General features: G+C 62.1%; 11 protein-coding genes. 3 read left to right on the top strand and 8 right to left on the bottom strand.

Annotation, left to right across the window (positions count from 1 at the left end; all coding sequences use genetic code 11):
• Positions 1-19: 19 nt before the first annotated feature.
• The 3 genes from lon to clpP all read right to left on the bottom strand — a co-directional run bounded on the left by lon (position 20) and on the right by clpP (position 4,904).
• The gene (gene lon, locus C1D09_RS32320) at positions 20-2,431 is read right to left on the bottom strand and encodes an endopeptidase La (protein WP_143977974.1); all 2,412 of its coding nucleotides are present in this window, start codon (positions 2,429-2,431) and stop codon (positions 20-22) included.
• A 273-nt stretch (positions 2,432-2,704) separates the two neighbouring features.
• Positions 2,705-3,979, bottom strand: coding sequence for an ATP-dependent Clp protease ATP-binding subunit ClpX (gene clpX / locus C1D09_RS32315; RefSeq protein WP_010915651.1), 1,275 nt, complete (start codon positions 3,977-3,979; stop codon positions 2,705-2,707).
• 295 nt (positions 3,980-4,274) lie between these two features.
• On the bottom strand, positions 4,275-4,904 hold the full coding sequence (gene clpP / locus C1D09_RS32310) for an ATP-dependent Clp endopeptidase proteolytic subunit ClpP (RefSeq protein WP_056562366.1): 630 nt from the start codon (positions 4,902-4,904) through the stop codon (positions 4,275-4,277).
• 340 nt (positions 4,905-5,244) lie between these two features.
• On the opposite strand from clpP, the gene C1D09_RS32305 reads away from it, so the two are divergent.
• Positions 5,245-5,835 carry a hypothetical protein gene (locus C1D09_RS32305; RefSeq protein WP_143977973.1) on the top strand — a complete coding sequence of 197 codons (591 nt, stop codon included), beginning with the start codon at positions 5,245-5,247 and terminating at the stop codon, positions 5,833-5,835.
• A gap of 212 nt (positions 5,836-6,047) precedes the next feature.
• On the opposite strand, the gene C1D09_RS32300 is transcribed toward C1D09_RS32305, so the two are convergent.
• Complete coding sequence (locus C1D09_RS32300; RefSeq protein ID WP_143977972.1) at positions 6,048-7,151, bottom strand: NAD(P)/FAD-dependent oxidoreductase; 1,104 nt, start codon at positions 7,149-7,151, stop codon at positions 6,048-6,050.
• A gap of 104 nt (positions 7,152-7,255) precedes the next feature.
• Between C1D09_RS32300 and C1D09_RS32295 the strand changes: the two genes are divergently transcribed.
• Together C1D09_RS32295 and C1D09_RS32290 are read left to right on the top strand one after the other, a co-directional pair.
• Positions 7,256-8,506, top strand: a complete 1,251-nt coding sequence (locus C1D09_RS32295; RefSeq protein WP_143977971.1) for a cytochrome P450 — start codon at positions 7,256-7,258, stop codon at positions 8,504-8,506.
• A 25-nt stretch (positions 8,507-8,531) separates the two neighbouring features.
• Positions 8,532-9,584 (top strand): hypothetical protein, encoded by a 1,053-nt coding sequence (locus C1D09_RS32290; protein ID WP_246135962.1) that lies wholly within the window; start codon positions 8,532-8,534, stop codon positions 9,582-9,584.
• Here the strand turns inward: C1D09_RS32290 and C1D09_RS32285 are convergent, their stop codons facing one another.
• The 4 genes from C1D09_RS32285 to C1D09_RS32270 form a co-directional block, all read right to left on the bottom strand.
• A complete protein-coding gene (locus C1D09_RS32285; RefSeq protein ID WP_167514837.1) occupies positions 9,585-9,929 on the bottom strand; it encodes a cupin domain-containing protein in 345 nt (114 codons plus the stop codon). It lies immediately after the preceding gene.
• A gap of 6 nt (positions 9,930-9,935) precedes the next feature.
• Complete coding sequence (locus C1D09_RS32280) at positions 9,936-11,216, bottom strand: O-acetylhomoserine aminocarboxypropyltransferase (protein ID WP_143977968.1); 1,281 nt, start codon at positions 11,214-11,216, stop codon at positions 9,936-9,938.
• A gap of 160 nt (positions 11,217-11,376) precedes the next feature.
• Positions 11,377-11,898, bottom strand: a complete 522-nt coding sequence (locus C1D09_RS32275; protein ID WP_143977967.1) for a CoA-binding protein — start codon at positions 11,896-11,898, stop codon at positions 11,377-11,379.
• A complete protein-coding gene (locus tag C1D09_RS32270; protein ID WP_246135961.1) occupies positions 11,895-12,620 on the bottom strand; it encodes an AAA family ATPase in 726 nt (241 codons plus the stop codon). The genes C1D09_RS32275 and C1D09_RS32270 overlap by 4 nt, the downstream gene beginning before the upstream one ends.
• Position 12,621: the final 1 nt, after the last annotated feature.

Here is a 12,621-nt window from a genome sequence, read left to right as displayed (position 1 = left end):
CTGCAACCTTAGAAGAAATCTAATGTGCGAGCGACTTTCCAGCATCGTCGGCACTGTCGGTCGCGGCCGGCGGATTGACCGGTTCGACCCACTCGATCGGCTCCGGCATACGCACCAATGCGTGGCGCAACACCTCACCGACGCGCGAGACCGGAATGATTTCCATGCCGTTCTTCACATTGTCCGGAATCTCAGCCAGATCCTTGGCGTTGTCTTCCGGGATCAGCACCTTCTTGATGCCGCCGCGCAGAGCGGCGAGCAGCTTCTCCTTGAGGCCGCCGATCGGCAAGATGCGGCCGCGAAGCGTTATCTCGCCAGTCATCGCCACATCGGCCCGGACCGGAATGCCCGTCAGCACCGACACAATGGCTGTAGCCATGGCCGCACCAGCGGACGGACCATCCTTCGGCGTGGCGCCTTCCGGCAAGTGCACGTGGATGTCGCGCTTGTCGAACAGCGGCGGCTCGATGCCGAAATCGAGAGCTCTTGAGCGGACATAGGAGGCCGCAGCCGAGATCGATTCCTTCATCACGTCGCGCAGATTGCCGGTCACCGTCATGCGGCCCTTGCCGGGCATCATGACACCTTCGATCGTCAGCAATTCGCCGCCGACTTCCGTCCAGGCAAGACCGGTGACGACACCGACCTGATCGTCGGCCTCGACCTGACCGAAGCGATAGCGCTGAACACCAAGGTAATCGGCGAGGTTCGCCGCCGTGATGCTCACCGTCTTCTTCTTCGTCTTCAGGATCTCGGTCACCGCCTTGCGCCCGAGCTTCATCAGCTCGCGCTCCAGGCTTCTGACACCCGCTTCGCGGGTGTAGGTCTGGATGATGGCACGGATCGCATCCTCGCCGACGGAGAACTCCTTCGGCTGCAGCGCGTGATCGCGGATCACCTTCGGCATCAGGTGCCGCTTGGCGATCTCGATCTTTTCGTCCTCGGTGTAGCCGGCGATACGGATGATCTCCATGCGGTCCATCAAGGGCGCAGGGATGTTCAGCGTATTGGCCGTCGTCACGAACATCACGCTCGACAGGTCGTATTCGACCTCGAGGTAGTGGTCCATGAACGTCGAGTTCTGTTCGGGATCGAGCACCTCGAGCAGCGCCGACGACGGATCACCACGGAAGTCCTGGCCCATCTTGTCGATCTCGTCGAGCAGGAAGAGCGGGTTGGACTTCTTCGCCTTCTTCATCGACTGGATGACCTTACCGGGCATCGAACCGATATAGGTGCGCCGATGGCCGCGGATCTCGGCTTCGTCACGCACGCCGCCGAGCGCCATGCGGATGAACTCGCGACCGGTCGCCTTGGCGATCGACTTGCCGAGCGAGGTCTTGCCGACGCCGGGAGGGCCGACGAGGCACAGGATCGGCCCCTTCAGCTTCTTCTGACGGCTCTGCACGGCCAGATACTCGACGATGCGGTCCTTGACCTTGTCGAGACCGAAGTGATCGGTGTCGAGCACGTTTTGGGCGTAGGCCAGGTCCTGCTTGACCTTGGAGTTCTTGCCCCACGGGATCGACAGCAGCCAATCGAGGTAGTTGCGCACGACGGTCGATTCCGCCGACATCGGCGACATCGTCCGCAGCTTCTTCAACTCGGCTTCCGCCTTTTCGCGGGCCTCCTTGGAGAGCTTGGTCTTCTTGATGCGCGCCTCGATCTCGGCGGCTTCATCGCGGCCGTCCTCGCCCTCGCCGAGCTCCTTCTGGATCGCCTTCATCTGCTCGTTGAGATAGTATTCGCGCTGCGTCTTCTCCATCTGGCGCTTGACGCGCGAGCGGATGCGCTTCTCCACCTGCAGGACGGAGATTTCGGCTTCCATGAAGCCCATCGCCTTTTCCAGCCGCTCCTTGACCGAGAGCGTGGCCAGCATTTCCTGCTTTTCAGGGATCTTGATGGCGAGATGCGAGGCAACCGTGTCGGCGAGCTTGGAATAGTCGTCGATCTGGCTGGCGGCACCCACCACTTCAGGCGAGATCTTCTTGTTCAGCTTGACGTAGTTCTCGAAGTCGGTAACGACCGAGCGGGCCAGCGCCTCAACCTCGACCTCCTCCTCTTCCGGCTCGACCAACGCTGTGGCGCGGGCCTCGTGGAAATCGGGACGGTCGGTGAACGAAACGATCTTGGCACGCGAAGCACCCTCGACCAGGACCTTGACGGTGCCGTCGGGCAGCTTCAGCAATTGCAGCACATTGGCGAGCGTGCCGATGTCGAAGATCGCATCGGGCTCGGGATCGTCATCGGCAGCATTCATCTGGGTGGCAAGCAGGATCTGCTTTTCCTGACCCATCACCTCTTCCAGCGCCTTGATCGACTTTTCGCGCCCGACAAAGAGCGGAACGATCATGTGCGGGAATACCACGATGTCGCGCAGCGGGAGGACTGCGAAGACGCCGTCGCTGGGAGCCTTGGATATTTTGGCCATTGTCCAACCTTTCATGTCGCGGTCGCCATCAGGCCAACCGCGAATCTTATATTAACGACCGGGGATCGTTCCGCCTACCACCGTTTGTGACGGGAGTTTTACAGCACAGAAATCGGGCACCTCGGCCTTCTCGTGTTAGGTGGATGCAAGCAGGGCAAAGATCAAGAGTTAACATCGCCTGCAATCCACTCCGTCGCCGAGATCGTGCGCCCTACACAGCAAAACGGCGCCGCGACGGCGCCGTTCCACAAAAATATGCGGTGAAGTGCCATGTCAGGCGCTGACGTTGCCCTTCTTTTCCTTTTGTTCGGAGTAGATGTAGAGCGGCCGGGCGCTGCCGGTCACCACTTCTTCCGAAATCACCACTTCGCGTACGCCTTCGAGCGCGGGCAGTTCGAACATGGTGTCGAGCAGGATCGCTTCCATAATCGAACGCAGGCCGCGGGCGCCGGTCTTGCGCTCGATGGCGCGCTTGGCGATCGCCGACAGGGCGTTCTCGTGGAAGGTCAGATCGACGTTTTCCATCTCGAACAGCCGCTGGTACTGCTTGACCAGCGCGTTCTTCGGCTCGGTCAGGATCTGGATCAGCGCCGGCTCGTCCAGATCCTCCAGCGTCGCCAGAACGGGCAGACGGCCGACGAATTCCGGAATGAGGCCGAACTTCAGCAGATCCTCGGGCTCGACCTGGCGGAAGATGTCACCGGTGCGGCGGTCCTCCGGCGAGGCGACCGTGGCGCCGAAGCCGATCGAGGTCTTGCGGCCGCGGTCCGAGATGATCTTGTCCAGGCCGGCAAAGGCGCCGCCGCAGATGAACAGGATGTTGGCGGTGTCGACCTGCAGGAATTCCTGCTGCGGATGCTTGCGGCCGCCCTGCGGCGGCACGGAAGCGACGGTGCCTTCCATGATCTTCAGCAGCGCCTGCTGCACGCCCTCGCCCGAGACGTCGCGGGTGATCGAGGGATTGTCGGACTTGCGCGAAATCTTGTCGATCTCGTCGATGTAGACGATGCCGCGCTGGGCCCGCTCGACATTGTAGTCGGCCGACTGCAGGAGCTTCAGGATGATGTTCTCGACGTCCTCGCCAACATAACCGGCTTCGGTCAGCGTCGTGGCGTCAGCCATGGTGAAGGGCACGTCGATGATGCGGGCCAGCGTCTGCGCAAGCAGCGTCTTGCCGCAACCGGTCGGGCCGATCAGCAGGATGTTGGACTTGGCCAGCTCGACATCGTTGTTCTTGCCGGCATGCGCGAGGCGCTTGTAGTGGTTGTGGACGGCAACCGACAGCACGCGCTTGGCGTAGGGCTGGCCGATGACATAGTCGTCGAGAACCTTGAGGATCTCCTGCGGTGTCGGCACGCCCTCGCGCGACTTCACCATCGAGGTCTTGTTCTCCTCGCGGATGATGTCCATGCAGAGTTCGACGCATTCGTCGCAGATGAAGACCGTCGGACCGGCGATCAGCTTGCGCACCTCATGCTGGCTTTTGCCGCAAAACGAGCAATAAAGCGTGTTCTTCGAGTCACCGCTGTTGTTGCCGACCTTGCTCATTTCCCTGTCCTTTCATCGCCGCCCGCCGATGGTCTGGCTGAAAGGGCGCATACTCTATTTATCGCGGGAATCCGCCGCCGCCAGTGTCCCGGCTCCCGCAACGTATTCCGTACGAAACACAAATCAGAAAACGTGGCAATGATTCGCAGCAACCCCACACAAAGCTAAGCCGTCGAAAATCAACATAGCCTTAACGTAGGCAATCCCGACCGCCGAGGGAACAGCCAATTGTGGCCGAAATGCCGCAAAACACGCCAAAAGCGCGTGATGGTGTCATCCAAGTGCCACCAAGCCCTTATGCCACGGCGCCTTCAGCCGGCTCGCGCGACGAAATGACCTTGTCGATGAGGCCGAAATCCTTGGCTTCGTCGGCGGTCATGAAATGGTCGCGATCGAGCGTGCGTTCGATCTCCTCGTAGCTCTTGCCGGTGTGCTTGACATAGACCTCGTTGAGACGGCGCTTCAGCTTGACGATATCCATGGCGTGGCGCTCGATGTCGGAGGCCTGGCCCTGGAAGCCGCCGGACGGCTGGTGAACCATGATGCGGGCGTTCGGCGTGGCGAAGCGCATGTCCTTGTGGCCGGCGGTCAAAAGCAGCGAGCCCATCGAGGCTGCCTGGCCGATGCAGAGCGTCGACACGGCCGGCTTTATGAACTGCATGGTGTCGTAGATCGCCATGCCCGAGGTAACCACGCCGCCCGGCGAATTGATGTAGAGGTTGATTTCCTTCTTGGGGTTCTCGGCCTCCAGGAACAGGAGTTGCGCGCAGACCAGCGTCGCCATCCCATCCTCGACCGGACCGGTGATGAAAATGATGCGCTCCTTGAGGAGGCGCGAGAAGATGTCGTAGGCCCTCTCGCCGCGATTGGTCTGTTCGACCACCATCGGAACGAGGTTCATGTAGGTTTCGACGGGGTTCTTCATCAGTTATCTCTTATCTCGCGGTGGGATTCCGGCGCCGGGAATGCCGGCAGATCGGGGCAGAATCGGTTCTGGATCGTTGTTCCGTAGATAGGATGCCGGCTCATCCTTGTGCAAGGCCGACCCGTCCTAGCCATCTGGGTAAGTCGAATCAAGCTTTACGGCCAGGGATTCGCATCACTGACGCCCCGCGCCGGTCCAGAACAGACGCTACCAGCCCGCAACGTAGCAGTTTCTTAACCGCGTCACTTAACGAAATGCGCCAAAACCGCTTTTCTGAACGGCGTCTTTCCCTACAATTCAACGTTGAACTTGTGCCTGCCGTTCAAACAGGGGGAGTGTCATGTTCAGGAGAAGCGCATCCTTCGCCATTGCCGGGCTGGCCATGCTTGGCACGATTTCACAGACGGCGGCCGGCGGCCGCGCCGTGGAATGCTATGAGCCGGTCCGCACGCCGGCCGTTTACGACACGGTTTATGAAGACATGATGGTCAGTCCACCGGGCCAACAGGTCGACTACACCCCGCCCATCTACGGCACGCGCGAACGCGTGGTGATGACCGTTCCGGCGCAGGTGACCTACGAGATCGTGCCCGCCGTCACCCGCACCGTCTACCACACGGTGAGGGTCGATGGCGGCGGCTATTCCTGGGAATGGCGCGTCATCCATGGCCGCAAGGTGCTGTGCAAGGTCTGGCACAAGGCACGCTATGAACGCGGCGTCGAGACGGTGGTGATCCAGCCTGAACGTACGCGGCGGGTCGTCATCCCGGCGCAATATGACAGGATCGCCGAGGAAGTCCTGGTGCAGCCGGAGCAAAGGCGCATCATCGATGTTCCTGCGTCCTACCAGACCGTCGCGCGGCGCGTATTGGTCCGCGAAGGGTCGTCAGGCTGGCGACGCGTGCATATTCCGAGGCATTGTGATCAATAGCCTCGGCTGGATTCGTCATCACTTTTGCTGTTGCCGCCGGTTACCCCTGATGCGGTACGATCTGTAGGACGCAGCCTCACTTGCGTGGAAAAGTGCGTCTGGCTCTGAAGAGTATTATGCCTATGCGGCTTTGTTGATTTTTGTGGCAATCGCCGGAGCAGCGCTTTTCTTTTACGCTGGCGGTTATTGAAGGCCCCTGAGGAGACCTTAGATCAAGCAACTTCCGCTCTAAGCCATTTTTTCAAACCTGCGACGTCGCCATAGGCTACGGCCTTAGTCACCCGTCGGCCAACGGCGGCGCCGAACTTGTAGCCATGGCCGGAGCAGGCCGAGACAACGAGGCATTTTCCGCGCTCATAGGCGAAAAATTTCTCGTCGTCCGTGAAGGTGTAAGCACAGGTGACCACTTCAGTCACCCGATATTCCCCGATGCGGGCGATCGGCGGCGAAAACAGGTTACGGATCGCCTCGCCCTCGCCCGGCACCGGCTGACGGTTCCAGTCGGCGTCGCTGGTCGGCACCTTGTGCAGCCCGGAACCGAATTTCATGCCGGCGCCGCCGGAGGGCGGGATCACGTAGCCATCGACAGCGCCGCCGACGTCGAGGACGACCGGTGCCGCCTCCCAGGCCGCCTTCAGGTCGGCCGGCGGTTCGACATAGGCAAGGGCTGTCCGATAGGTCTTCAGTTCGCCGTCCAGTTCCGGAAACAGCTTCAATACCCAGGCGCCGGCAGCAACGACAAGGCGGTCGGCCTGCATGGTTTCGCCGCTTTCGAGCACGATGCGGCCCGTTTCGGGGTCGATCGCGGTCACCTTGCTGTGTTCGTAGACATTGGCGCCGTTGGTACGCAGCCAGGCGGCAAGGCCAGAAGCGATCTTGCGGCAGTGGAGCGCGCCGCCTTCCGGCGAAACATAGGCATAGCGAAACGTGCGCGGCTCGAGGAACGGCCACCGCTCGGCAGCGGCCTCGGGCTCAAACAGTTCGAAGGGAAACTTCCCTTCCTCCAAGCCCTCGCGGTATTCCTCGGCCTCGTCGCCCGGTTCGCGCGAAATGCAGACGAAGCCACGCGCATCGAGATGGCTTTCACCGAGATCGGTCCACATCTCGTCCCAGGCTTCATAGGCTTCGGTGATCAACCGGCCGTAGCCGGTTCCGGCACGGTAGGCGCGGCGGATAATGCGGTGATGGTCGCCGGACGCGGCCAGCGGATTGGGGATCGGCCCCTGCTCGACGATCGACACGCCGTGGCCGGCCTTGACCAGCGACCACGCCGTGGAGAGACCGGCAATCCCCGCGCCGACAACGATCACATTCATCCGCTCAGACTTTCCGCGGCCGCATTGGCTGGCTCAATCCATTGGAGTGCAGGCGCCAACATACGGTCTGGAATGGGGCTGGCAAGCCGCGCTATGGGACTGGCATGACCAATTCGACGCTCCCCTATCTGGCCTTTGACCCAGCCACTCGCCGGCTGCGGCTCGACCCGCACGAGCCGGCTTTCTTCCTGAACCCGTACGAGGCTTACGCCTTCCTGCACGGCGTCTCGAACGGCTTCTTCTGGGAGGAATTCGGCTTCTGGTGCTTTGGCGGCTTCGACGATGTCAACCAGCTGCTGCGCGACCGCCGCTTCGGCCGCCAGAACCCGGCCGGCATTCCCGATAGCCGTGGTGTCGGCCATGACCGAAGCCATCTCAAGGCGTTCGACGGCATTGAAGCCAACTCCATGCTCGAATTGGAACCGCCGGTGCACACGCGGCTGAGAACCCTGGTCAACCGGGCCTTCGTCTCGCGCCAGGTCGAGCGGCTGCGGCCACGGGTCGAGGCGCTCGCCAACGAACTGATCGACCGCTTTGATCCGACCGGACCGGTCGACCTTTTGCCCGCCTTCGCTTCTCCCCTGCCGATCACCATCATCGCCGAAATGCTCGGGGTGCCGGTCGAGATGGGTCCGCAACTGCTCGACTGGTCCCACCAAATGGTCGCCATGTACATCCATGGCCGCACGCGCGAGACCGAGGAGACGGCCAACCGCGCCGCGAACGAATTTGCCGATTTCCTGCGCGGTTACGTCGCCGAGCGGCGCAAGAATCCCGGCGACGACCTCCTGTCTCTGCTGATCTCGGCGCAGGAGGACGGCCAGAGGCTGTCCGAGGACGAAATGGTGTCCTCGGCCATCCTGCTGCTCAATGCCGGCCATGAAGCGACCGTGCATCAGACCGGCAACGCGGTGCGCTCGATCCTGGCGCAAGGCGGCGATCCCAGCCGCTTCTTCACCTCGGCGGAAAGGACCGCCGCAACCGTAGAGGAATGTCTGCGCTTCGACGCGCCGCTGCACATGTTCACGCGCTACGCCTACCAGGAAATCGAGATTGCGCCCGGCATCGTCGTGCGGCCGGGCCAGACCATCGGGCTTTTGCTCGGCATGGCCAATCATGATCCGCGGGCTTTTGCCGAACCGCAGGCCTTCAGGCCGGATCGGAGCGACCAGAAGAACGTGTCCTTCGGCGCCGGCATCCATTTCTGCATCGGCGCGCCGCTGGCCCGGCTCGAACTGCAGGTGTCGCTGAAGACCTTGTTCGAACGGCACCCACGGTTGCATCTTGCCGAAATCCCGCGCTTCCGCGACACTTACCACTTCCATGGGCTGGAAACGCTCGCTGTCGGCTTCTGAACGATCGCGGGCCTGGGGCTGCGCGATGAGACTCTCTTGGAGACCGGCGACGGTGTTCGCCCTGGCGTTGCTAAGCGCCTGGCTGGGACCGGCGCGCGCGCAGCAACAGCCGGAGAACATCCCCTGGGAAAACAGCATGGCCATCGCCCAGAAGATGGCGATGGGCCTTCTGGAGCGGCAGACCGGATCGAAAGGCCTGCCGCTGGCTTCCTTCGCCATCGAGGTCGATCTCAATCTCGACGGCATGCCCGAGATCTTCGCCTACCGCTATGCGCCGGGCTGCGACGGCGCCAATTGCGGCAACTACCTGTTCGTCCTGGAAGGCGACAGCTATCATGAGGTTCTCGGCGACATCCCCGGCGCGCGGCTGGTGCCGCAGGACAAGATCGCGCTCAGCCCGTTCAAGCGGAACGGCTTTCTGGAGATCCAGTCGGACAGGATGACGATCGCTTGGGATGGAACACGCTATGTCGATGCGTCCACCTTCCCAGCCTCGTCGCTCGACGGTGCCGCGTTTGTCGAGGCCTGCCAGAAGAACGGGTCCGGCCAGCAAGCCGACAGCGCTCCGGCCGCCTGCCAATGCCAGTTGAACCGGTTCCAGCAGATCGATCTAAAGCAGGCCGATCTCGACAGCTATGCGGCCTCGCTTGGCGAGAATTTCGAATACCCCACGGGCGAAAAGGGCGAGGCCTGGGTCGTGCTGTCTAAAACCGCCGAGGATGTCGTGACCGGCTGCGACGTCGCGATCGGCAAGAGCCAATGGCCGCCAGCCTATTTCAACCATGGCGACCAGCCGCAGCAGAAGCTGGACTTCGGCGCTTTTCTCGACGCCTGCCCGAAACAGGATTTCATCCTCACCAACCACAAGACCGGCACGCCGGACCGGGTGCTCGCTCTTTGCGGCTGTCTCGCCCGGGAGATTCCGACCTATGGCGTCGGCCAGGAGGGCTTGGACCTTGTGGCGCAATATTACCGCGACGAGGTGTCGGACGCCGAGATCGAAGCACAGGACGCCGATTTGCTGGCTGCGCACGACAAGGCGTCGGAGGCGTGCCTCAGCCAGTTTCCGGCGAAGTGATCACAGCTTGATCACATACTCCTTGCGAGTCGTTTCAAGCACTTCCCAGCTGCCCTTGAAGCCCGGCCGCAGCACGAAACTGTCGCCGGCGCTGACGGTGCGGGCTGCGCCGCCGTCTTCGGCGATCACCGAGACACCCGACAGGATGTGGCAGAATTCCCATTCGTCATAGACGATGCGCCATTTGCCCGGGGTCGATTCCCAGATGCCCGCATAAAGCTCGCCGTCCCGCTCCTCGACGTTCCAGGTGCGGAATTTTGGATCGCCCGAGATCACGCGATCCGGCGCCGGCGCGCCGGATTCGGGTTCGACGCTCTTGGTATCGACGGAAAGGAAACAGGCCATCAGCAATCAGACCTTGGCGAGTGCCTGTTCGAGGTCGGCGACGATATCGGTAACGTCCTCGATGCCGATCGAAAGCCGCACGGTGTCCGGGCCGGCGCCGGCCTTGACCTTCTGCTCGTCGGAAAGCTGGCGGTGCGTGGTTGACGCCGGATGGATGACCAGCGACTTGGTGTCGCCGACATTGGCCAGATGCGAGAACAGTTCCAGCGCCTCGACGAATTTGACCCCGGCCTCGTAGCCCCCCTTGAGGCCGAAGGTGAATACGGCGCCTGCGCCCAGCGGCGAGTATTTCTTCTGCAGCGCGTTGTTCTTGTCGCTGGGGAGGCCGGGGTAATTCACCCAAGCGACCTTGGGATGGTCCGACAGCCAGCCTGCGACCGTGACCGCATTGTCGCAATGGCGCTGCATGCGCAGCGGCAAGGTTTCCAGGCCAGTCAGGATAAGGAAGGCGTTGAAGGGCGAGATCGCCGGGCCGAGATCGCGCAGGCCAAGCACGCGCGCGGCGATGGCGAAGGCGAAATTGCCGAAGGTTTCGTGCAGGACGAGGCCGCCATATTCGGGGCGCGGTTCCGACAGCATCGGATATTTGCCCGACTTCGACCAGTCGAAGGTGCCGCCATCGACAATGACGCCGCCGATCGAATTGCCATGGCCGCCGATGAACTTGGTCAGCGAATGCACGACGATATCGGCGCCGTGCTCGATCGGACGGATCAGATAGGGCGAGGCCAGCGTGTTGTCGACGATCAGCGGCAAGCCATGCTTGCGGGCGATGTCGCCGATCTTCTCGATGTCGACGAAAGTGCCGCCCGGATTGGCCAGGCTCTCGATGAAGATCGCCTTGGTCCTGTCGTCGATCTGGCTATCGAAGGTCGAGACGTCGTTGGTGTCGGCCCACCGGACTTCCCAGCCGTAGTTCTTGAAGGCATGACCGAACTGGTTGATCGAGCCGCCATAAAGCCTTGTCGCGGCGACGAAATTGTCGCCCGGCTGCATCAGATTGTGGAACACGATGACCTGCGCGGCGTGGCCGGATGCGACCGCAAGGGCGGCCGTGCCACCTTCGAGTGCCGCCACGCGCTCTTCAAGCACGGCCTGCGTCGGGTTCATGATGCGGGTGTAGATGTTGCCGAAGGCCTTAAGCCCGAACAGGGACGCGGCATGGTCGGCATCGTCGAAGACGAAGGAGGTCGTCTGGTAGATCGGCGTGGCGCGCGCGCCGGTGGCCGGATCGGGCTTGGCGCCGGCATGGACGGCGAGCGTGTTGAAACCGGGCGTACGGGTCACTTGAAACCTCCCTCGAGAACTTCTCAGAATTCGCCGGGCATTGTTGGCGAAGCCCGGCTCGGAATGCAAAGAAGAAAATACCTTTCGGCGTGGGACCTTCGACTGGACCGGCGGAAAATACGGCGCTGGCCGGAATAATTTTGCGCTTCTCGCTCGCGGCCTATTTCTGGCGCACGCCGAAACTCTGGAAACCCTGGCGCATCAGCGGCTTCTTGGACGACAGGACCCCGGAATTGACGCCGGTCCAGCCGATCTCGCCGGAGAGCTTGCCGTATTCGATCTTGGGACAGCGGTTCATCACCACCTTGACGCCGGCCGCCTCGGCGCGCGCTGCCGCCTCGTCATGGCGCACGCCGAGCTGCATCCAGATGACTTTCGGCAAGGGATCGAGCCGCAGCACCTCCTCGACAATGCCTGGCACCGCGGTCGCGGCGCGGAAGATGTCGACCATATCGATCGGCTCCGGAATATCGGCCAGCCTGGCATAGGTCATCCGGCCGAGGATTTCCTTGCCGGCCTGGCCAGGATTGACCGGAAACACCGAAAAGCCCTTGGCCAGCAGGTATTTCAGGACGAAATAGCTCGGCCTGACGTCATTGGCCGAGGCGCCGACCATGGCGATGGTCTTCACCGAATTGAGGATGCCGGCGATGTAGGTGTTGTCGTAGCTATCGTGATTCATGCCTCGTCCTCATACAACGCCTCGGCAAGAAAACCATCCGGGTCGTTGCTGAAATCGCGCAACATGCGGAAGTGGTCCGTATCACGAAAGTCGGCGGGCTCGAGCCCGAAGCGGCTGATGCGGAACAGCCGGGCGCCGGGACAGGCCATCAGCAAGGGCGAGTGCGTCGCCATGATTACCTGCGCGGTGCCGGCCTGGTCCATGCGGCGCAGCATCTTCAGCAGTTCGATCTGGCGCGACGGCGAAAGAGCGCTCTCCGGCTCGTCGAGGATGTAGATGCCTTGCCTGCGGCAGCGCTCCTCGAAGAAACGGATGAAACCCTCACCATGCGACCAGGACAGGAAATCCGGCGGCGCGGCGCCGGAGTCCAACGCAGCCTGATCTAGATAGCGGGCCACCGAATAGAAGGATTCGGCGCGAAAGAACCAGCCGGCGGTGACCTTCGGCAGCCAGTGGCCCCGTAATGTGTCTGCCAATGCGGCGCCGCTCTTGTCGATGGCGCTGGAATGGTCGACCGGACGGTAGCCCTTGCCGCCGCCGGCCTCGTCATACCCGGCCAGTGCGCCGATTGCCTCGAGAAGCGTGGATTTGCCGGTGCCGTTCTCGCCGACGATGATGGTGATCGGCGTCGTGAATTCGAGTCCGAAGTCGTGGCTGCGAAACAACGGCAGGTTCCAGGGGTATTTTTCCCAATCCGCTACGCGTCCGGGGTCGAGCAGGATG

The sequence above is a fragment of the Mesorhizobium intechi genome (genome assembly GCF_002879535.1).
GTDB classification, from domain to species: domain Bacteria; phylum Pseudomonadota; class Alphaproteobacteria; order Rhizobiales; family Rhizobiaceae; genus Mesorhizobium; species Mesorhizobium intechi.
Note: the sequence above shows the minus strand (reverse complement) of the source record. Positions and strands in the feature narration are given on the sequence as shown.

Coding starts and splice junctions, on each gene's coding strand:
- C1D09_RS32275 (WP_143977967.1), bottom strand. CDS start 11,898: ATGAATCACGATAGCTACGACAACACCTACATCGCCGGCATCCTCAAT.
- C1D09_RS32305 (WP_143977973.1), top strand. CDS start 5,245: ATGTTCAGGAGAAGCGCATCCTTCGCCATTGCCGGGCTGGCCATGCTT.
- C1D09_RS32295 (WP_143977971.1), top strand. CDS start 7,256: ATGACCAATTCGACGCTCCCCTATCTGGCCTTTGACCCAGCCACTCGC.
- lon (WP_143977974.1), bottom strand. CDS start 2,431: ATGGCCAAAATATCCAAGGCTCCCAGCGACGGCGTCTTCGCAGTCCTC.
- C1D09_RS32285 (WP_167514837.1), bottom strand. CDS start 9,929: ATGGCCTGTTTCCTTTCCGTCGATACCAAGAGCGTCGAACCCGAATCC.
- clpP (WP_056562366.1), bottom strand. CDS start 4,904: ATGAAGAACCCCGTCGAAACCTACATGAACCTCGTTCCGATGGTGGTC.
- C1D09_RS32300 (WP_143977972.1), bottom strand. CDS start 7,151: ATGAATGTGATCGTTGTCGGCGCGGGGATTGCCGGTCTCTCCACGGCG.
- C1D09_RS32290 (WP_246135962.1), top strand. CDS start 8,532: ATGAGACTCTCTTGGAGACCGGCGACGGTGTTCGCCCTGGCGTTGCTA.
- clpX (WP_010915651.1), bottom strand. CDS start 3,979: ATGAGCAAGGTCGGCAACAACAGCGGTGACTCGAAGAACACGCTTTAT.